At 70.7% G+C, this 17736-nt stretch carries 11 protein-coding genes and 1 pseudogene; 4 read left to right on the top strand and 8 right to left on the bottom strand.

From position 1 onward, the window contains the following. Positions 1-266: 266 nt before the first annotated feature. Positions 267-2042 (bottom strand): hypothetical protein, encoded by a 1776-nt coding sequence (locus V3T34_RS03385; protein WP_305078779.1) that lies wholly within the window; start codon positions 2040-2042, stop codon positions 267-269. 500 nt (positions 2043-2542) lie between these two features. Here V3T34_RS03385 and V3T34_RS03380 point away from each other — a divergent pair, with 500 nt between their 5' ends. Both V3T34_RS03380 and V3T34_RS03375 read left to right on the top strand, forming a co-directional pair. After that, positions 2543-2980 carry a hypothetical protein gene (locus tag V3T34_RS03380; protein ID WP_305078780.1) on the top strand — a complete coding sequence of 146 codons (438 nt, stop codon included), beginning with the start codon at positions 2543-2545 and terminating at the stop codon, positions 2978-2980. Between the two features lie 350 nt (positions 2981-3330). Next, a complete protein-coding gene (locus V3T34_RS03375) occupies positions 3331-3468 on the top strand; it encodes a hypothetical protein (RefSeq protein WP_244533468.1) in 138 nt (45 codons plus the stop codon). Between the two features lie 35 nt (positions 3469-3503). On the opposite strand, the gene V3T34_RS03370 is transcribed toward V3T34_RS03375, so the two are convergent. Further along, positions 3504-3749 (bottom strand): hypothetical protein, encoded by a 246-nt coding sequence (locus V3T34_RS03370; RefSeq protein ID WP_305078781.1) that lies wholly within the window; start codon positions 3747-3749, stop codon positions 3504-3506. A gap of 160 nt (positions 3750-3909) precedes the next feature. On the opposite strand from V3T34_RS03370, the gene V3T34_RS03365 reads away from it, so the two are divergent. Next, entirely contained in the window at positions 3910-4137 is a 228-nt protein-coding gene (locus tag V3T34_RS03365) for a hypothetical protein (RefSeq protein WP_305078782.1), read from the top strand. A gap of 334 nt (positions 4138-4471) precedes the next feature. Beyond that, on the top strand, positions 4472-5377 hold the full coding sequence (locus V3T34_RS03360) for an SDR family oxidoreductase (protein ID WP_305078783.1): 906 nt from the start codon (positions 4472-4474) through the stop codon (positions 5375-5377). A 39-nt stretch (positions 5378-5416) separates the two neighbouring features. On the opposite strand, the gene V3T34_RS03355 is transcribed toward V3T34_RS03360, so the two are convergent. The 6 genes and pseudogenes from V3T34_RS03355 to V3T34_RS03330 form a co-directional block, all read right to left on the bottom strand. Then, positions 5417-7789, bottom strand: coding sequence for a PAS domain-containing protein (locus V3T34_RS03355; protein ID WP_331369098.1), 2373 nt, complete (start codon positions 7787-7789; stop codon positions 5417-5419). Between the two features lie 72 nt (positions 7790-7861). Then, positions 7862-9502: pseudogene (locus tag V3T34_RS03350) on the bottom strand (PAS domain-containing protein); the annotation flags it as partial. Between the two features lie 623 nt (positions 9503-10125). Continuing rightward, positions 10126-12567: a PAS domain S-box protein gene (locus tag V3T34_RS03345; RefSeq protein WP_305078784.1), complete on the bottom strand. Its 2442-nt coding sequence runs from the start codon at positions 12565-12567 to the stop codon at positions 10126-10128. 127 nt (positions 12568-12694) lie between these two features. Beyond that, positions 12695-13126 (bottom strand): response regulator, encoded by a 432-nt coding sequence (locus V3T34_RS03340; protein WP_060846161.1) that lies wholly within the window; start codon positions 13124-13126, stop codon positions 12695-12697. Further along, on the bottom strand, positions 13123-16701 hold the full coding sequence (locus V3T34_RS03335; protein WP_407942660.1) for a PAS domain S-box protein: 3579 nt from the start codon (positions 16699-16701) through the stop codon (positions 13123-13125). The genes V3T34_RS03340 and V3T34_RS03335 overlap by 4 nt, the downstream gene beginning before the upstream one ends. Further along, positions 16698-17507, bottom strand: a complete 810-nt coding sequence (locus V3T34_RS03330; protein WP_305078785.1) for a Crp/Fnr family transcriptional regulator — start codon at positions 17505-17507, stop codon at positions 16698-16700. The genes V3T34_RS03335 and V3T34_RS03330 overlap by 4 nt, the downstream gene beginning before the upstream one ends. Between the last annotated feature and the right edge of the window lie 229 nt (positions 17508-17736).

Below are 17736 nucleotides of genomic sequence, written 5' to 3'. Positions count from 1 at the left end.
CCCCAGGAGCGCGTACTCGCCCGTCCGCCATCCCTGTAGGATCGCGCGCAGAGCGGCCTGGCCGGCGGCCGCGGCGGGCGGGGCCGGGAGCGGCGCGTGGTTCTCCGTGAGGTAGACGACGCGCCCGTAGCGGTACTGCCGGCGACCGTGCGGGCTGACCGGACGGGCGCCGCCGTACCAGGCGTCTAGGGCGCGGGTCCGCAGCGCCTTGAGCTCGCCCGCGCGGACAACCTTCGGGTGCGGCTAGTCGATGACGATGGGGCGGGTCATGCCGACACCTCCTCGGGAACGGAAACGCCCGCCGGGCCGTGAGGCGCGCAGCGGGCGTCGTCTGGGAGGTAGGTGCCCTTCACCGTGACGACGCCAGTATAGGCCTCCCCCTCGGGCGCCACAAGCGCGACAGGTGCCTCGACGGAAGTATTTCCGACCTTCGCGCGTGAAGTACCCCGTGACGAACCGTGTGAACGGCGCGGCTTGATCGGCGTGTCCGGGGCGGTAACCGTGCCGATGGCCTCGATGGCCTTGGCGTCGCGCAGGGCGGTGTCGAGGTAGCGGGTGGTGACGCCGAGCCGGGCGGCGATGGCGGGGCGGTCGAGCCCCTCGTCGCGGCGAAGGCGCAGGGCCTCGGCCCCGACGGCGAGCCGGGCGCTCTGCTGGTCCGTCCGGGCCTTTGCCCCGCGGGTTCGGCGCAGGGTGGCCTGGCGGGAGGCGACGACGCTCTTGCGCCGCTCGGCGTTCACCAGGATGCGCATGTCGGCGTCCCCCATCTCGTGTGGCTGGACTTTGAGGAGCTCGATCAGCCGCTTCGGGCCCGGCCGGTAGCGGGGGTCGACCTCCTTCCCCAGCCAGAACTTCCGCCCTCCGTTGGCCGCGTCCCGAGCGGCCTTGCGGATGCCGCTAGTGCAGGACAGGGCCTCCTCCTCGTCGAGCCCCCAGGCATGCGCCTGGTCCCGGACCCACCCGTCGAGGTCGCACGCCGGCATGACCCAGGCCTGCACCATCGTCGCCGCGAAGGCCATCGTCGAGCGGCCGGTCTCCTCGGCCATCCGCTTCCCGCCGAACCGGTGGGCGCGCAGGCGCTCGATGTCGGCGGCGATGGCCTGCCAGTACGAACGGCCGGTCAGGTGCCCGCCCACCCGCTCGCGGCGCTTCTTGGGTTCCGGCGCAGCAGGGGCGGTCGTCGAGGCCACCTCCTCCTCCCGCCGAGCCCGGTCACGCCCGGCCCGCTTGGCAGCCCGCTTGGCGATGCCGTCGAGCTTCTCGGCGACGAACAGCTTCGCCTTGCGGCGCGAGACCGGCATGACCGCGGCGGCGAGCTCGTCGAACGTCCCCCGGCGGACGTCGGCGGTGTAGAACGGCCAAAGCATGTACGCCTTGGACTTGGCGTTGGGGTTGTAGCTGCCCGAGTACCGGTAGAGGTGCGTCGGCGACAGGCCGGTGGCATCGTGCCCGAGGTCCTCGAACGCGCGGTTCAAAGTTCGCTGGACGGCGCGCCACCGGGGCAGGACCTCCCGGGGCGCCACCTCGTAGAGCCAGACGATGAGCATACCCCTTCCGGACGACATGACGTAGCTCGGAGCCGGCCAGCGCTTCTCCTCGCAGCGGCGGAGGACGATATCGAGCACGTCGCCCTTGGACAGCCCCGCGAGGCCCTGGACGCCGTAGTAGTCGAGGTCGATCCAGTTGGCGCAGATCGAGGTAAGGTTGGCGTCAGACGCCTCCGGGACGGCCTCGCCCGGCTTCGGGTAGGGGAACGTGCAGAACGTGTGGAACGCCAGTTCCGTCAGGGCGCTCACGACCGAGGCGTGCCCGTCGCGGATGCGCTTCACGCTGAACCGGCGCTCGCGGAACACGTACCGCTTCTGCCGACCGGTGCCGATGTTCACCCGCGCCCCGATGCGAACGACGCCGTGGCTGCCGACCGGATGGATGAAGCGGAGGTAGTCGAGGGCGGTGAAGTCGCGCGTCTCTACCGGCAGGGCGCGCCTAGCCCATGCCTCTGGGGGCACGGCATTGCCCCGGATCTCGTTCAGGGTGGTCACGGTGGTCTCCGGTTGGGGGACCTCGCCGGGGGCACCTCTGCACCGACAAGGACCGGGTTTTGGGATGTTCAGGAGGGACAGCCCGACTACGGGCACGACAAGGATTGACCTCGACCACGAGAAGGTCAACGGGCTTCCAGCGTCCATCATTAACGGCAGAGCCGGGAACCAATACTTGCCCGAAGGTGGCACGGAAACGGGGGCTACACGCCGCCCCGGAGAGCTCCCGTGTCCTACAGGGTCATCGCGAACACCCCTGCCCGGCGGGCTCCGCTGTGCCTTCCAGGCCCATGTCGGGTTTCGCCGCCAACCCGGGGCTGGCCGACCGCGACCTCCCTCTATGGCCCCTGCGGGGCCGGGGGGGGCGTTGTCCGTTACGAATTGTGTGAAATGGGCGCGTTTCCCTCTGCGAACCGCGAGGACCGGTTGCGCGCCGGAAAGGCCATCCGATCCTCGAACCACCCCTGGTGGCTTGCTGGCCGGACTGACACTCTTCCGCCATGACCGACATCGTCCGTTCCCGTGAGACGTCCGCCGCCCGCCGTCGCGTCGCCGCCGCCGACCGTGCACGTGAATGGCGCGAGCGCCAGCGTGAGACCGAAGCTGCCCGTGTCGCAGAGCTCGTCGCCTCGAAGGCCGAGGTCGCCTCCCTACGGGCCGAGCGCGACCGACTGCTGGCCGCCCTCGGGCACGCTAGTGCCGTCTCAGGCATTGACGAGGACTTGGCGCGGGCCGTCGTCAAGATGGCTGGGCTGCGCCGGTCCGCTGCCGGCCCGCTCTCTATCGCCCATGCTCAGGTCGCCACCGCCGACGTCATCGCCGTCGCCGCATACATCCGCTGCGGCGGCCGGTCCGCGGGGCAGGTAGCCTACGACGCAGCCCGGCGCCGCGTCCTAGAGCGCCTCCAGCAGTTCCTCCCGCCCCCAGGCGAGGCCTAAAGACATCGCCAATGGAGGGTGGCGCAGAATGCTCGGGTTCCCGAAGGAGCCGCCGCCGTTTTCGGCGCCGTCGTCCTGCCGAGGTCGGCCATCATCGGCTGACCGCGTCGTTCGTCGGGAAGGGGAAAGTGCAGCATTCGGGGCGGATGTTTGCATGCCACCTGGTCGGGTATGCGCCATTAGCGGACCTTTTGCCGAGACCAATGGAATGACCGCTTAGAGCCCGACAGCTACCGTTGGGATGTGAATGTTGGGTCCGGCGGATACAATATACTAAGGTTTGGGTATTCAAGATCCTCGACCGACGCGGGCCCCTAACGCCGACCGAGATCCTGCCGGAACTCAGGAGGGTGACGCTCCGGGGCGCCGCCCTGCACAAGGAGCCTCTGACGCCGGGCACGCTCAAGAAGAAGATGGACGTCCGGGTCGCGTTCGGGCGCTACTTCAAATCCTGCGACGAGGGCCGCTACGCCCGCCGGGTCGGCTGAGGGCAGGAGGCCCGGACGGCCTTGGCGCTTCCGTTTCAGGCCGAGAGGCGCCGCGTGTTGTCCGCGACCAGTTCCCGGTAGCGCGCGACGACCTCACCGTGGCTACCGCCCGTCATCAGCGTGTTGGCAGCCTCCATCGCGGCCACGACCTTCTCGCCGACCATCGACACCACCTCGGCCTGGGCCTCGGCCCCGCCCCAGGCGATCCGCACTAGCCGCAACTCGATGACCTTCTGGGCCTCGAAGGCGAGCAGGAGCGCGGGGAGGAAGGGGTTCAACATGGAGGCTCCGCGAGACGGTGTCGTCGACAACCCCCATGCCCCCGCGAGGTATCCCGCGGCAGGTCGTCATGACGCGCCCAGGCTACGCCCGAGCAACCTTGGCCGTTAGTGCGCGTTGACGCACGCCCGAGTTCGTGGGCGCCTGCCGGACGACCATGCGATGCCCCTGGACACGATGCTGCGTGCCATCCGCGCCGAGACCACCTCGGAACAGCTCCGCGCCAACGACCTGGCCGTGACGGTGAAGTCCCTGCTCGGGACCGGCCGCGACGGCGGCGAAGCGGAGCGGGAGATGTACCGCGTCCTGGACGGGCTCGCCCTCCTTCGTGCTCGGGAGCACGCCATCGAGGTCATGCGAACCTACGCCTTCACGGACGCCGCCGCGTAGCCCCCGTTCGGTGGCGTGAAGCGGCTCGGTCACGCATCAGTCAGCTGACGTCATCATCTCGGCCGACCCATTCGCTCATCCGGTAGTGCTGATGGCGTGGGCCGGACGCGGCCGCGCCCGGCGTTCCCGACCCAACAGCCAGGCCTTCCGACCTTTCCACCCGGGAGGGCCGGTCGTCGGCGTGCGAGCAACGGGGTTAGCTCCGTGCCGGGAGCGTGAACGGAGACCTCGGAACCCGCGGGACCGGCGGCAGCTTGCCGGAGGCTGGGAGCGGTGCGCCGGTCTGGATTGCCGCGCCCCACCCCGATCTCCGGCAACGCCACGGGACAGCCTGATGACCGATGCACACGACCGCCGCCTCATGATGCAGGACCCTCGCACGCAGTACCCGCAGCCGCCGTTCAAGCGGCAGCCGCAGGAGGCCCCGGGCTTGGCGCGAGCGATGGATCCGAAGCCGGACCACGGCGAGGCCAGCTACAAGGGGTACGGGCGTTTGGCCGGTCGGAAGGCCTTGGTGACGGGCGCAGATTCCGGCATCGGGCGGGCGGTCGCCATCGCCTTCGCGCGCGAGGGTGCCGACGTGGCGCTCAGCTTCGTCGAGGAGGAGATGCCGGACGCGCAGGAGGTCGCCAAGCTGATCGAGGCCGAGGGCCGCAAGGCGATGCTCCTGCCGGGCGACATCACCGACAAGGCGTTCTGCGAGACGCTCGTCCGGAAGGCAGTGGCCGATCTCGGCGGCCTCGATATTTTGGTCAACAACGCCGGCAAGCAGACGAACCAGAAAGACATCGGCGACATCACGGACGAACAGTTCGACCGTACACTGAAGACCAACCTCTACGCCATGTTCTGGATCACCAAGGCGGCCCTGCCGCATATGCCGGCGGGTGCCTCCATCATCAACACCGCCTCGGTCGTGGCCTACAACCCTCCCCAGATCCTGGTCGACTACGCGACCACGAAGGCTGGGATCGTCGCCTTCTCGAAGGCGCTGGCCAAGCAACAGGTCGCCAAGGGCATCCGGGTGAACGCGGTGGCACCAGGCCCGTTCTGGACGGCGTTGCAGCCGTCGGGCGGCCAGCCGCAGGAGAACGTCGAGAAGTTCGGCTCGGAGGTGCCGCTGGGGCGACCCGGCCAGCCGGTGGAACTCGCGCCGGTCTATGTGTTCCTGGCAAGCCAGGAGGCGAGCTACGTGACGGGCGAGGTCTACGGCGCGACCGGCGGCAACGGCACGGCGTAGGACCGTCGGGCCGGCGGGAAGACCGCTTCCCGCCGGTGGTCAGTTCCCGGCGATCAGGTCCTTGATGCGAGTCGCGAGCGTCTCCAGCACGAACGGCTTCGTCAGGACCTGCATGCCTGGGTGCAGGTGCCCGTTCCCGAGCACCGCGTTCTCGGCGTAGCCGGTGATGAACAGCACCTTCAGGTCAGGCCGGCGCTCGCGCCCAGCATCCGCCATCTGCCGGCCGTTCATGCCCCCGGGCAGACCGACGTCGGTCACCAGCAGGTCGATGCGCACGTCCGATTGCAGCACCTTCAGGCCGGCCACGCTGTCGGCCGCCTCGATGGCGGTGTAGCCGAGATCCTCCAGCACCTCGGTCACCAGCATGCGCACCGAGGGCTCGTCGTCGACGATGAGCACGGTCTCACCCTGGCCTGCACGCCCGGCCTCCGCGAGCTTGCGCGCGACGTCGTCCTCGTCCGCCTCGCCGTAGTGACGCGGCAGGTAGAGGCAGACCGTGGTACCCTGGCCGACCTCGGAGTAGATCCGCACCTGGCCGCCGGACTGGCGCGCGAAACCGTAGACCATCGACAGGCCGAGGCCCGTCCCCTGGCCCGTGGGCTTGGTCGTGAAGAACGGCTCGAACACCTTGTCGATGATGTCCGGCGTCATGCCGGTGCCGGTGTCGGTCACGCAGACGCTGAGGTACTGGCCCGGCGGCAGGTCATGCCGGCGCGAGCCGGCGTCGTCGATCCACTTGTTGGCGGTCTCGATGGTGATGCGGCCGCCGTCCGGCATGGCGTCGCGGGCGTTGATGCAGAGGTTCAGCAGCGCGTTCTCAAGCTGGCCGGGGTCGATCAGGGCCGGCCAGACTCCTGCGAGGCCGACGACCTCCAGGTGGATGCCGGGTCCGACCGTGCGCCGGACCAGTTCCTCCATGTCATGGACCAGGCGGTTCACGTTGGTGGGCTTCGGATCGAGGGTCTGACGCCGCGAGAAGGCCAGCAGGCGGTGCGTCAGGGCCGCGGCACGCTTGGCCGCACCCTGCGCCACGGTCATGTAGCGGTCGAGGTCGCTTATCCGCCCCTGCGACATGCGGGTCTGCATCAGTTCCAGCGAGCCCGAGATGCCGGCGAGCAGGTTGTTGAAATCGTGCGCGAGCCCGCCGGTGAGCTGCCCGACCGCCTCCATCTTCTGCGATTGCCGCAGGGCATCCTCGGTCTTCGCGAGGGCTTCCGCGGCCTCCTTCTCGGCGGTGAAATCGCGGCCCACCGCGTGAATGAAGCTCTCGTCCGGCACCGCCGTCCAAGACAGCCAGCGGTAGCTGCCGTCCTTGTGCCGGTAGCGGTTCTCGAAGCGCGGGATCACCGAGCCGGCCGAGAGGTCGCCCGCCGCCGCCGCGGTCGAGGCGGCGTCTTCAGGATGCACGAGGTCCATGAACGAGCGCCCGACGAGCTCGCCCTCGGACCAGCCGAACAGGGTCGTCCAGGCCGGGTTGACCGCCACGATGGTCGCGTCGAAGCGCGCCACCAGCATCACGTCGGTCGACAGGCGCCACATCCGGTCGCGGTCGCGGGTGCGCTCCTCGACCTGCTGCTCAAGGGTCTCGTTGAGGGTCTGGAGCTGCGCCGCCGCACGCTTCCGGTCCTCGATGTCGGCGTTCGCGCCGACCCAGCGGACGACGGTGCCGTCGTCCGCGTGGATCGGCTCCGCGCGCACCAGGAACCACCGGTAGGCCCCGTCGGCCCTGCGGATGCGGAATTCGGTCTCGTAGCTAGTGCCGGTCGCGAGCGAGTCGGCCCAGGCGCGTCCGGCCGCTTCGGCGTCATCGGGATGGACGACGGTCGTCCAGGCCGTGCCAACGAGTTCGCCTGGTTGGGCGCCGGTATAGGCGTAGAGCTGGGCGTTGAGCCAGTAGAGCTGCCCGTCCGCGGCCGCGGCCCAGACGTGGTTCGGCATCGCCTGGGCGAAGGCGCGGAACTGCGCCTCGCTCTCGCGCCGGCTCGTCTCGGCGCGCAGGCGCTCGATGGCGGCCCGGGTGCGCTCGGCGACGTCGCGCACGAAGGCGAGCTTGTCCGGCCGCCAGTCCCGCGCTTGGCGGTCATGCAGGAAGAACAGCGCCACCACGCGGCCGCGCTCCATCACCGGCACGTTGATCAGCGCCCGCACGCCGATGCTCAGGAGAAGCTCTGGTGCGCCCGCGGTCCGCCGGTCGACGGTCACGTCCGCGATCACCACCTCACGACCCTCCGTGAGGCCGGTTCTGACCTCACCGTAGTCGCTGAGGCGGTGGCGGCCCGCGACGCTGACGACGCCAGGCGCCGTCCAGTCCCGCTCAATCTCGACGGTGTCCAGGGTCTCGTCGATGGAGCCGTACCCGGCCCGGTCGAGGCCGAGGGTGCGGGCCATGACCTCGGCGGCGGCGTAGGCCATCCCGGCGGTGTCGCCGCAAGCCTGGAAGCTGTCGCCGAGCTCGATCAGGGCGGTACGGAACGCCTCCTGGCGCCGGCGCTCGGTCAGGTCGCGCGTCACCGTCCCGTAGCCGGCGAGCGCCCCCTGCGCGTCGCGGATCGGGAAGATGGTGTAGTGGACCGGGACCGCCGCCCCGGTGCCGAAATGGCGGAACGCGAGGTCCCCACCCCAGAAGTCGGTCTCCCGCACGGCCGGGAGCGCCTGTTCCAGAACGGTCGCCCGATCCTCCGGGTCGAAGTAGTCCACGAGGTTGTGGGCGCAGGCCTCGTCGAGGCTCGCCAGCCCGACCAGCCGGCGGCCGGCCTCGTTGACGAACTCGGGCATGCCCGCCGCGTCGGCGATGCCGATGAAGTCGTTCGATTGCTCCACGAGCGCCGCGAGGCGCCGCGCCCGCGCCTCCGCCGCGCGGGCCTCGGTGATGTCGCGCACGGTGCCGACGAAGCGTACGGGCTCGCCGTCCCGGAAGACGGTGTTGCCCTTGGCGGCGAGCACCCGCTCGACGCCGTCGCGCAGCCCGACCACGCGGTACTCGGTGTCGAAGCCTTCGACCGCGCCGATGGCGGCCTGGACCGTACGGTCCGTCCGCTCACGGTCGTCCGGGTGCAGGCCCGGCAGGAAGGCGCCCTCGTAGGAGACCGGGTCGTCCGGGAACAGGCCGAAGAGCGCCCGGGTGCGTGCGTCCCAGGTCAACGCGCCGGTGATGAGGTCGTAGTCGTAGATGCCGGTCCCGGAACTCTCCAGCGCCAGCCTGAGGCGGTCCTCGGCCTCGCGCAGGGCGGCCTGGGCGCTCTCGCGCTCGGCGATGTCGGTGACCATGACGAAGAAGCCGTCCACCGCCCCGCCGGCGGTCCGGCGCGGGATGTAGCGGATCTCCGACTGCCGCCACTCGCTTCCCCGGAACGGCATCTCGGCGTCGAAGATGAGGTCCTCGCCGGCGAGCGCACGGGCCATGAACGGGAGCCGGTCCGCGTACGTCTTCGCACCGACGACATCCTCCACCCGACGCCCGAGGATCTCGTTCGCCGGCCGCCCGAACCAGTTCTCGTAGCACCGGTTCACGAAGCGGTAGACATGGTCCCGGTCGATGAACGAGATCAGCACCGGCAGGGCGTCGGTGACGACCTGAAGCTCGTCCCGGACGCGCCAGGTCTCGCCTTCCGCCGCCGTCGCCTCGGTCCGGTCGCGCAGGATCTTGAGGAAGCCCATCGCGACACCTTCAGAGGAGCGGAGGGGCATCATCTCGCCACTGGCCCAGAACTGGGACCCGTCCTTGCGCAAGTGCCAGCGCTCGTCGGACGCGCGCCCGGTCTCGGCGGCGCACCGCATCTCGGTGGCGGGACGGTCGGCCGCCCGGTCCTCAGGCGTGAAGAAGGTCGCGGCTGGCCGACCGAGCATTTCCCCGGCCGACCAGCCCAGAATGCGCTCTGCACCCGGGTTCCAGGCGGTGATCCGCCCCTCGCGGTCGCTGGTGATGATGGCGAAGGCGACGGCGCTGTCGAAGATCTCCCGGTAGTGTCCCGCCTGGAGTGCGGCGCGCTCCTCGCGCAGCCGCGCCACCTCCGCCTCCAGTTCGCGCTCGCGCCGCCGGAGCCACTCGATCTCAAGCTCGCTCACCGACGCGCTTCCCTGGTCGACGGAGCGAGGAATGGGCGAGCCGCCTGGCGAGGAAGGCATGGGTTCTGGCGGCAGCGCGGAGGACTGACGAAGGCGGAAGTGATCAAACTGGGTAACCGAAGGAAGGGGCGGAGGGGGGGAATCGGTCGGCTGAATACTACGGGAGGGGTGCGGCCGCGTCGTCTGCACCGGCCGCACCCCTCCCTTACGCAATCGTGCCCCCGGTCGCCCGGAGGCCAGGGTACCACCCCGGTCCGACCGGGTGGCATCGTCCTGCCGTCGGCTCTTGCAGCGAACGAAGTCGCCGGCGACGGTCGCCTCGAACCGGGTATTGCGGCCCCGAACGGGTCCCTCGTGGTCGAGACGCCCGGCCTACGCAAGCACGAGATTGGCCGGGCGTCTGTGACGCCGCCCCGGTCCGAGGGGCGCCAATGGCGGGGATGGCGGGGAACGGACCTAGCGGCCGTTGATGGGGCCGGGCGGTTGCGGCGCCGGCGGCTCGCCCGGCGGGTCGCCCTCCGGCGGGCCAGTGTCGGGCGGCGGGTCGCCGATGGGCGGCAACGGGTCGTCACCGGGGCGCGGCGTGTCGGACATCGTATGTCTCCCCTCCATTTTCCTAGCGGGAACCGGCCGTCAACGCGCGGGCTGCCCGAAGGTCACGGCACGGAACGACGCGGATGACATCATCCGAAAGTCAGCGAGGACCGCTCCCGCAGGGCTTTGCGCAGGGCTCGGCTGAGGTCCGCGACCGAGTAGGGCTTGCCCAGGAGCGGGAAACCGTCGGTCCCTTCCGACGCCAGGACGTGGCTGTAGCCGGAGGTCAGCACGACCGGGAGGTAGGGCCACCGCCGCCGGATCTCCCTCGCGAGGTCGACCCCGTTCATGCCCGGCATCACCACGTCCGAGAACACCACCTCGAAACGCTGGCCCGACGCCTCGATCTCGGCCAGGGCGGACTTCGCGTCCTTCACCCAGGCGGCATGGTACCCGAGTTCCATCAGGGCCTGGGTCGCGAAGGCGCCGACCTCCACGTTGTCCTCGACGACGAGGACCGGCGTACCGTGTCCGTCGGCGAACGGCTCCGGACCTTCCTCGGCCACGTCCCGGGTTTCCGCATGGGTCGAGCGCGGCAGGAACAACGTGAACGTGGTCCCGACGCCGACCTCGCTGTCGACCGCGACGTCGCCGCCGGACTGCTTGGCGAAGCCGAACACCTGGCTGAGGCCGAGCCCCGTGCCGTGCCCGACACCTTTCGTCGTGAAGAACGGCTCGAAGATGCGGTCGAGCACGTCCGCCTCGATGCCCGAACCCGTGTCCGACACCGACACGGCGACGAAGTCGCCCGGGACCGCCGGATGGGCGCGCAGGGCTGGGATACGGTCAGCCCGTCTGACCGAGATGCGCAGGCGTCCCTCCCCCTGCATGGCGTCGCGGGCGTTCACGACCAGGTTCACGAGCGCCGTGTCGAACTGGCTTGGATCGGCGTCGACGTGGCAGGGCAGCCCGCGGCCGCCCGCGTCCGTGCCGGCGTCCGTGTCGGTCTCGACGCGAATCCGCGCGCCGGTCAGCGTGCGGACCATGTCGGCGATGGCGGCCACCGACTGCGCGGCGTCGAACACGGCCGGACGCAGGGCCTGCCGGCGCGCGAACGCCAGGAGCTGGCTGGTGAGCCGGGCGGCGCGGTCGACTGTGTCCGAGATGGCGTCGACGTAGCGCACCTTGCGCTCCTCGCTCAGGCTCGGTCGCTTCAGCAGGTCGGTCGACGACTTGATGACGGTCAGCAGGTTGTTGAAATCATGCGCGACGCCGCCGGTGAGCTGCCCGACCGCCTCCATCTTCTGCGACTGGCGCAACTGCTCCTCAAGCGCCCGGCGCTCGGTCACGTCCCGGCCTGTAGCGTGGAAGCGGTCACCCTGCGGGATGGCGTTCCACGAGATCCATCGATGGCCGCCATCGGCGGTCCTGAACCTGACGTCGAGGTCGGCGAGGGGCCGGCCGGTCCGTAGCCTCTCGAAGGCCCGCGACGCGGCCACGCGGTCGTCTGGGTGCAGCAGCTCGACGATGCGGGTGCCGACCAGGCTGCCGGCCGGCCAGCCGAGGGTCGCCGTCCAGGCCGGGTTGACCGCCCGGCAGGTGCCGTCGAGGCCGCAGACGACGAGGAGGTCCCGGCTCGTCCGCCAGACCAGGTCACGCTCGACCATCCGGTCGCGGTCCCGCGCCTCCCGACGCTCCTCGCCCTCCTGGCGGGCGACAGCGTCCTCGAACAGCACCGCAACGCGGTTCTGCGCCTGGTCGCCGATACGGACCGCATGCATGTCGAACACGCGTCCGAACTCCGACGTCGCGCCCCTGAACCGCGCGTCGCGCCCCGTCATGACAACGTCGCCGAAGGCCTCGACCCAGTGTCGCCCGTGCCCCGGCTCAAGGTCGCTCATCCAGCGTCCCGCCGCGGCCGGTAGGCCGGACTGGCGCTCGAAGGCGGCGTTGACCTCGACGAAGCGGCAGTCCTCGGCCCGGCCCTCCGCGTCGAAGCGAACCTCGACGATGCAGAAACCAGCCTCGCCATCCTCCAGCAAGCTGTGGAACGAGGCGCTCCGCCGGGCGGCCCGCCTCTCCGGCTCGCGGAAGCGCGTGAGGTCGAGCTGGCTGCCGAAGAAGAACAGGAGCTCCCCGTGCGGGCCGAAGACGGGGCTCACGTAGAGCTCGTTGACGAAGGTGCTGCCGTCGCGCCGGTAGTTCAGCAACTCCACCACCACGTCACGCCGTGCGGCGATGGCGTCGCGGATGCGGGCGACGTGGGCCGGGTCGGTCCCGGGACCCTGGAGGAAGCGGCAGTTGCGCCCGACGAGCTCCTCGGCCGCGTAGCCGGAGAGCTCCAGGAAGGCGCGGTTGGCGAAGACGATGGGGTTGTCCGGCAGGTTGGGGTCGGTGACGATCATCGCCATCCGGGTCTTGTCGGCGGCAGTGAACAGCAGGTCGGCGCGCGCGGTCCCGACGCCGACCCCGGCGGCGGCGGCGGGCCCCCCCATGTCCCGACCGGCGCGCAGGCGGGCGTTCTCCTCCACAAGCGCGCGTTCGCGCCGGCGGAGCCGTTCGACCTCCTCTCGAAGATCCTTGATGCTCATGGCGCTGGTCCCTACCCGGCGCGAGTGCGGGGACCAACGTCTTCCGGCGCGCCGGGACGAAGATCGGTTGCGGCCCTTGGTCCGGCCATGCCGTTGCGCCGCACCGCGGATGAGGGGACCGCCGACGTCATTCGTGCGCGTCCCTGGCCGCCAACGCTTGGCCGATGGCCTGGTGCAGACGACTCTCCAAGTAGGGGCGGGCGACGAAGGGAACGCCTTCGGGCAGATCCCCGGGCCGCGGGGCCACCAGCGCCGAGACGACCACGACGGCCATGTCCGGGCGGCGGCGCATCACCTCGCGCGCGAGGGCCAGCCCGTCCATCGGTCCCGGCATGCGGACGTCGGTGACCACCAGCACGACCGATCCGTCGAGCCTGTCGAGCGCCTGGGCGGCGCTTCCGGCCTCGACCACGGCGTAGCCGTCGGCCTCCAGGAGATCGCGGATCTCCAGGCGGCAGAGCATCTCGTCCTCGACCACTAGGGCCGTCATCGGGTTCGCGTCATCCGTCATGGCAAGCGGCAACGGGCCGCCCGCGCCTTCGTTGCGCACGACCTTCATGCGACCGCCTGGAAATCGGCCAACGAGGCCTCGACGACACAACTCACCCCCTCGGGCCGGTAATCGAGGGCGAGGCTGGCGTTGACCTGCGCCGTCAGGCCACGCTCGATCAGGCGCGATCCGAACCCTTTTCGGGAGGGCGGCACCACCGGCGGGCCGCCGCGCTCGGTCCAGGCGATACGCAGCCGCGGCGCGTCCTCGTTCCCGACCAGGGAGGCGTTGACCGCGACCTCGCCGTCCGGCACCGACAGCGAGCCGTACTTGACCGCATTCGTCGTCAGCTCGTGCAGGGTCAGCGCCAGGGACAATGCGGCCTTGCCGCCAATCTCGACGTCCGGCCCCGTGAACGTGACGCGCCGGCCGGCCTCTTCCTGGACGCCGACGCCCTCCCGGACCACGGCCGACAGGGGGGCGCTCTCCGCGGCGCCGCCGAGGAGCATGTCATGCGCCTTACCGAGCGCGACCAGCCGGCTGCCCAGAACCTCGCGTGCCGCATCCATGTCGGTGGCACCGCGCAGCGTCGAGGCGGCGATGGCCTGCACCATCGCCAGCAGGTTCTTCATCCGGTGGGAGAGTTCGTGGTTGAGGAGTTCCTGTTGGGCCTCCGCCTTCCGCCGGTCGTCCACATCCGCGACCGCGACGACACCCCCGGTCAGCTCGCCCTTGACGTCCCGCATCGGCACGCCCACGATCTCGATCCAGACCCGGGTGCCGTCGCCACGCTGGTAGTGGCATTCGAGCGCGGCGTGCTCCGCACCCTCGCGAACGATCCGGCTGAGCGGATACTCGTGCGGCTCGACCCGGCGCCCGTCCTCGTGGAAGGCGACCCACTCGCCGTAGCTGTCGGCGTTGGGTGAGGGCAGGACGGGATGGCGGAGGATCTCTTCCAACCGCCGGTTGCCGCCGACGATGCGGCCGGAGGGCGCCTCCGCGAACAGGATGCCGACCGGCACCGTGTCAAGAACGGCCCTCAGCGTCGCCTCGCTGGCTTGAAGCGCCTGGCGCGCCAGCTTCTGTTCCGTGAGATCGCGCGTGACGGTGCCGTAGCCGAGCCTGCGCCCGTCGGCGCCGCGAACGGGAAAGAGGTTGTAGAGGACCGGCACCGCCGCCCCGGTGACCACGTGCCGGAAGTTCAGCTCGCCCTCCCAGAAGCCGTTCCGCTCGACCGCTGGAAGCACCTCGTCGAGGACACGCGCGCGCTCCTCCGGCACGAAGTAGTCCACGATCGGCATGGCCCGGGCCGCGGCGGGGTCGGCAAGGCCGATGAGGCGCCGGCCGGCCTCGTTGACGAAGTCGACGCTCCCGTCGGGGGCCGCCAGGCCGATGAAGTCCTGGCTCTGCTCGACCAGGGCGGCGAGGCGGCGCGTCTCCGCATCCGCCCGGCGCTGGTCTCCGACATCGACCAGCACGGTCACCGCGGCCTGGATCGCGCCCTCGGCGTCGCGCACGGGACCGCTCGATACCTCCAGGAGGCGCATCTCCCCCGTCACGGGGTTGCGATAGCGCATCTCCTCGCCCCGGACCGTCTCGCCCTTCCGCAGGGCGCGCAGGGTCGGGTATTCCGCGGGTTCGTAGCGGCGACCGTCCGGGTGCATGGCACCGTAGGAGACGTAGCGGGCGTCGCCCTCCGTCCCGAGCCCGTGGCCGAGGATCTCCTCGGCCTTGGCGTTGAGCGACGATGGCATGCCGGCCTCGGCCCCGGCGATGGAGATGCCGACCGGCGCCTGCCGGAAGATCGCCTCCAGCAGGCCGCGCTCAAGCCCGAACCGCCGCTCGCTCTCGCGCAGGGCGTCCTCGGCCTGCTTGCGGCCGGTCAGGTCGAGCATGGCACCGATCATCCGGACGGCCCGGCCTGCCTCGTCGCGCAGGACGTAGCCCCGGTCGAGCACGTGCGCGTAGGAGCCGTCCGCACGTCGGAAGCGGTACTCGTCCGACCACGCCGTGCCTGCGCCGTCGATGACCGCGTGGATCGAGGCGTCGACCCGTGCCCGGTCGTCGGGGTGGATCTGCGCGATCCACCAGTCGCCGGTCGGCTCCACGATCTCTGGGGCATGGCCGTAGGCCTCGGTGAGGGCCTCGTTCCAGAGCACGTGGTCGGCGGGAAGGTTCCAGTCCCAGATTGCGTCGTTGGTCGCCCGGGCCGCAAGCCGGTAGCGGTCCTGGCTCTCCTGCAGGCGGGCGGCGCTTTGCTTCTGCTCCGTCCGGTCGCGCAGGATCTTCACGAAGCCGATGGCGGCGCCGGCCTCGTCACGCAGCACCATCATCTCGCCGTTGGCCCAGAAGCGGCTGCCGTCCTTGCGCAGGTGCCAGCGCTCGTCGATGCCCCGACCCTCCTCCAGCGCGGACCGCATCTCCATGGCCGGGATGCCGTCGCGCCGGTCCTCGGGCGTGAAGAACGCGTCGGCTGGCTTTCCGCACATCTCCTCCGGGCGCCAACCGAGGATCTTGGTCGCCCCGGCGTTCCAGTCCGTCACGATGCCGGCGAGGTCGAGCAGGACGATGGCGTAGTCGTGAGCGCTGTCGAACACGGCGCGGCGCCGGTACTCCGTCCGAGCGGCCGCCCTCGTCGCGGCGAGCTCGCCCGCCTCGGCGAGCCCGGAGGCGGCGGAGCCGGCGAGGACGCCGAGCACCTGCAGGTCATCCTCGGCGAAGGCGTCCGGGCGGCTCGATTGCAGCTTGAGCACGCCGACGACGGCGCCTCCGCGGCGCACCGGCACCAGCAGGCACGAGCGCAGGCGCAAGCTTTCCACGAGATCCCGCTTGACCCTCGGATCCTGCAGCACGTCGCGAACGCCAATCGGAGCATTTTCTACGTAGCAGGCACCCGCGAGGCTCCCCTGGATCGGGAGGCGCAGGCCGAGATGCGGTGCAAGGCCGTCCGTTACGGCGCGGTAGACCAGGGAAGCCCCCTCGCGGATCTCGACCGTGCCGGCCTCGGCGGCGGGGACGGCGCGCATCGCGCCGGCGAGCACGGCCCGGAAGCTCGCATCGAGGTCGCCACCGGCCGCCGCGACCTCGGCCAGGGTCGCCGAGACCGCCTCGCCCTGGCGCCCTGCGCGGTCGCGGTCAGCGAGCGACCGGCGCAACACGAGCTGGTCCATGACCTGCCGGGCGAGCGCCTCCAGATCCTCGATCTGCTCGGGGTCGAGGCCACCCGGGCGCGGGACGTGGTCGATCACGCACAGGCTGCCGAGCACCTGGCCCTCGGCCGTGCGCAGCGGCGCGCCGGCGTAGAAGCGCAGGTGCGGCTCGCCGGTCACCAGCGGGTTTTCCCGGGTACGGGGGTCGCACGTCAGGTCCGCGATCTGCAGGACGCCCGGCTCCGCGAGCACGAACTTGCACACCGAACGGGCGAGGTCGGTCTCGCAGGGCGGGAGGCCGGCGCGCGCCTTGAACCACTGACGGTCGCGGTCGACCAGGCTGACCAGGGCGACGGGTGCGGCGCAGAGGCGGCGCGCGAGGTTGACGATGTCGTCGAAGCCGCGCTCGGGAGGCGTGTCGAGGATGTCGAACGCGGCGAGCGCGGTCAGCCGCGCATCCTCCGCGACCAAGTCGGGCTGCATGACCTTGTTCACAGGCTGCCGTCCTTCACGAGCGCGGACGGGGCCCTGAGCCGCTCGGGCTCGGCCACGTCGACGGCGACGATGCGACCGCCGGGGGCGTAGATCGCACCCATCACCTCCTCGAAGTGCCTCCGCACGGCGGCGTGGCACTCGCACGAACCTGCCTCGGCGCGCGCCCGGTCCGGCAGCGTGATGCGCCCGTGACCGATGCCGATCAGGCCGTCTCGCTGCATGCGTCCGAGCACCTCGGTCAGGTAGGCGCGGCGCACCCCGAGCATGTCGGCGAGGAGCTCGTGGGTGACCGGCAGTTCGGGCGTGCCGATCCGGTCCTGCAGTGTCAGGAGCCAGCGCAGGCAGCGCCGCTCGATGGTGTGGGCGGCGTTGCAGGCGACCGACTGCAGCACCTGCGCGAGCAGGCAGTCGGCGTAGCGCACGAACAGGTCGCGGACGCCCTTCGAGGCCTGCTTGGCCTCGGACAGGCGGGCGGCATCGATCCTGATGACCGGCCCGCCGACCTGCACCACCGCCTGGCCGAAGGCCGGCAGGTAACCGTGGCTGACGACCCCGCCCATAGCACCCTCCCGGCCTATCGTCGCCGTCTCGACCGACTTCCCGTCCAGGAGCGGCACGATCAGCGTGACGACGCAGCGGTGCGCGGGGAAGGTGACATGGCTGACGTCGTCGCCGGCACGGAACAGTACGTCACTGCGCCGGACGTCGCGACGTTCGGCGTACGGTTCGAGCAGCGCCCGGTCACCGGGATCGAGGGCTTCGAGCAGCAGGTTGCCGTCGAGGGAGAGGGGAGCGTGCTTGTTCACGGGGTGCGGTCGAGGCGCGGAGGTCGGCTTGTCCAGTAGCGGACTTTTTGGTGCGAAGATGTCCAATACCTGACAAGTTGCGCAAAATTCGAAGGCGACCCGCCCCCGCTGGTTTGCGCCGTCCAGGCGCATGTCTCAGTGCTACATCTGACAACGGGCTTCTGCCCTAACACACGGTCTTATGCGTATGCCGCTGCCCTCTTGGGGTCGCCTCGTGGACCACCGCCTT

It is taken from the genome of Methylobacterium ajmalii, from assembly GCF_036448855.1.
Lineage (GTDB): Bacteria > Pseudomonadota > Alphaproteobacteria > Rhizobiales > Beijerinckiaceae > Methylobacterium > Methylobacterium ajmalii.
This window is presented reverse-complemented; position numbering and strand designations above follow the sequence as displayed.

Coding starts and splice junctions, on each gene's coding strand:
- V3T34_RS03380 (WP_305078780.1), top strand. CDS start 2,543: ATGACCGACATCGTCCGTTCCCGTGAGACGTCCGCCGCCCGCCGTCGC.
- V3T34_RS03370 (WP_305078781.1), bottom strand. CDS start 3,749: ATGTTGAACCCCTTCCTCCCCGCGCTCCTGCTCGCCTTCGAGGCCCAG.
- V3T34_RS03365 (WP_305078782.1), top strand. CDS start 3,910: ATGCCCCTGGACACGATGCTGCGTGCCATCCGCGCCGAGACCACCTCG.
- V3T34_RS03360 (WP_305078783.1), top strand. CDS start 4,472: ATGACCGATGCACACGACCGCCGCCTCATGATGCAGGACCCTCGCACG.
- V3T34_RS03355 (WP_331369098.1), bottom strand. CDS start 7,789: ATGGCCTACGCCGCCGCCGAGGTCATGGCCCGCACCCTCGGCCTCGAC.
- V3T34_RS03345 (WP_305078784.1), bottom strand. CDS start 12,567: ATGAGCATCAAGGATCTTCGAGAGGAGGTCGAACGGCTCCGCCGGCGC.
- V3T34_RS03340 (WP_060846161.1), bottom strand. CDS start 13,126: ATGAAGGTCGTGCGCAACGAAGGCGCGGGCGGCCCGTTGCCGCTTGCC.